This is a genomic window from Planomonospora algeriensis, assembly GCF_977012225.1.
In genome coordinates this window covers 1-2,230 of sequence record NZ_CDRNDK010000721.1, presented here as the reverse complement: position 1 = coordinate 2,230, position 2,230 = coordinate 1, and the positions used below count along the sequence as shown (strand labels likewise).

3 protein-coding genes are annotated in these 2,230 nt (G+C 72.1%); 1 reads left to right on the top strand and 2 read right to left on the bottom strand.

The genetic code is table 11. From position 1 onward, the window contains the following. Window positions 1-96: 96 nt before the first annotated feature. Window positions 97-384, bottom strand: coding sequence for a GNAT family N-acetyltransferase (locus ACWJ6R_RS35015; RefSeq protein ID WP_449066318.1), 288 nt, complete (start codon window positions 382-384; stop codon window positions 97-99). Between the two features lie 84 nt (window positions 385-468). Next, a complete protein-coding gene (locus tag ACWJ6R_RS35010; RefSeq protein ID WP_449066317.1) occupies window positions 469-969 on the bottom strand; it encodes an Lrp/AsnC family transcriptional regulator in 501 nt (166 codons plus the stop codon). A 120-nt stretch (window positions 970-1,089) separates the two neighbouring features. Between ACWJ6R_RS35010 and ACWJ6R_RS35005 the strand changes: the two genes are divergently transcribed. Then, window positions 1,090-1,983 (top strand): phenylalanine 4-monooxygenase, encoded by an 894-nt coding sequence (locus ACWJ6R_RS35005; protein ID WP_449066316.1) that lies wholly within the window; start codon window positions 1,090-1,092, stop codon window positions 1,981-1,983. Window positions 1,984-2,230: the final 247 nt, after the last annotated feature.

Below are 2,230 nucleotides of genomic sequence, written 5' to 3'. Positions count from 1 at the left end.
GCGCGCGGCGGGACGGCCGGGAGCGCCGCGGCCCCGGAGGCCGCCCGCGGAGGGCACCCCTATCCGTGCTGACCTCCGCGGGGCGGGCCGCGGGTCTCAGCGGCGCACGGGCACGAGATCGGCGTAGTCGGGGTGCCGGTCGATCCAGCCCTTGATGAACGGGCACCTGGGCAGGACCGCCAGCCCTTCGGCGCGCGCGTCGTCGAGGGCGGTCCTGGCGAGCATTCCGCCGATCCCCCGCCCCCCGAGGGAGGGATCGACCTCGGTGTGCACGAAGGCGACCGTCCCGCCGGTCCGGACGTAGTCGGCGAGTCCGACGCGCTCGCCGTCCAGCAGGGCCTCGTAGCGGCTCAGATCGGGTACGTGGACCACGGTGATGTCCAACAGGGGCAGCCTTTCCGGAGCGGATGCGGTGTTCGCCGTCGACCGTACCCCCGGGGGCCGCGAGCGGCGGGAAGGCCGTGCGGACTAGGTCAGGTCCCGCCCGCCGTCCCGCCCGCCGACCCGCTCGGGGGCGGCGCGCAGCAGCGGTTCGATCCGGAACGGGACCTGCACCGACAGGGCGATCGTGGTGTCGGTGCGCTGCACCGCGGGGGAGGCCAGGATGCGGGCGATGACCTCCTGCAGGTCGGGGGTGCTCCGCGCGACCACGCGGCAGAGCAGGTCGGACTGGCCGCTGGTGCCGTACACCTCGAGGATCTCGGGGAGGGCCCGCAGCGCCCGCACGGCCTCGGCGAGCCTGCCCTGGGCGATCTGCAGGGAGACGAAGGCCAGGATCGGGTAGCCGACGCCCTCGGGGGTGACCGTGGGGCCGAAGTCGGCGATGACGCCGCGTGCGGTGAGCTTGTCCACCCGTGCCTGCACGGTGCCGCGCGCCACGCCGAGCAGGCGGGCGAGCTCGGTGAGCCCGATGCGCGGATGGGCGCGCATGGTCACCAGGAGGCGGCTGTCCAGCTCGTCGATGGCCATGCCGCCAGACTAGGCGATATGACCAGTGGGAAGCGGGCACGACCAGGCGATCTTGCGCAGATCGCCTACTCTGAATGCTCGCTCTTGTCAGCGAATCCGGGAATTGCTGTCATTTCATTCATGTTCGAGGAAGCGCAGTACTTCGCGCCGGTGGCGACCAACGACGACGGCACGGTCGAGGTCCGGCTCGCCGCGAGTCACCCCGGCTTCGCGGACCCCGTCTACCGGGCTCGTCGCAATGCCATCGCGGCGCTCGCCGTCGGTTACGTTCCCGGCACGCCCATCCCGACGGCCGAGTACACCGAGCAGGAGCACGAGGTGTGGGCGATCGTCAGCCGGGAGCTGGCGCTCAAGCACCGCAAGTACGCCACGGAGGAGTACCAGCGGGCCGCGGCGCGGCTGGGGCTGCCGGGCGACCGCATCCCGCAGCTGCAGGAGGTGGGCGACCTGCTGGAGCCCCTCACCGGGTTCCGGTACGTCCCGGCGGCCGGGCTCGTCCCGCTCCGGGACTTCTACGGGGTCCTGGCGGACGGGCTCTTCCACTCGACGCAGTACATCCGCCACCACTCCACGCCGCTGTACACCCCCGAGCCCGACGTGATCCACGAGGTCATCGGGCACGCCAACGCGCTCGCCTCCGACCGCTACGCGGCGCTCTACCGGCTGGCCGGCCAGGCGGCGCGCCGGGTCGAGAGCGACGAGGCGCTGGAGTTCATCTCGAAGGTCTTCTGGTTCACGCTGGAGTTCGGGGTGATGACCGACGGCGGTGAGCTGCGGGCGTACGGCGCGGGCATCCTGTCGTCCTACGGCGAGATCGAGGAGTTCCGGGGGATGGACATCCGCCCGCTGGACCTCGTGGCGATGGGCACCACCCACTACGACATCACGAAGTACCAGGACGTGCTGTTCCGGGCGGACTCGCTGGCGCACCTGGAGGACGTGGTCGGCGGGTTCTGGGAGGGCTGCGACGACGAGGCCGTGCTCCGGCTAATCGCGAAGGGGCGTCAAGGCTAGGTAGCTCACCGGCCCGCCGTTCCAGGAAACCGCCTCCGTTCGGCAGGCGCCCTTCTCACCCCTCCCCGCATGCCGCATTAATGGGATAAGTCCGATTTGCGGCTTTGTGGGGGAGGCGGTGAGGGCGATGACGCGTTCGAGGCGGCCGTCCGCCGCGGTCGCGGCCGCGGCCGTACTGGTGCCCGCGCTGGTGTGCGGGTGCGTGTCCCAGCGGGCCGCCTCCCGGGGCGCGGGGCAGCCCCGCGCG

Excerpts from the sequence above, each read along its gene's own strand:
- ACWJ6R_RS35010 (WP_449066317.1), bottom strand. The coding sequence starts at position 969 with ATGGCCATCGACGAGCTGGACAGCCGCCTCCTGGTGACCATGCGCGCC.
- ACWJ6R_RS35005 (WP_449066316.1), top strand. The coding sequence starts at position 1,090 with ATGTTCGAGGAAGCGCAGTACTTCGCGCCGGTGGCGACCAACGACGAC.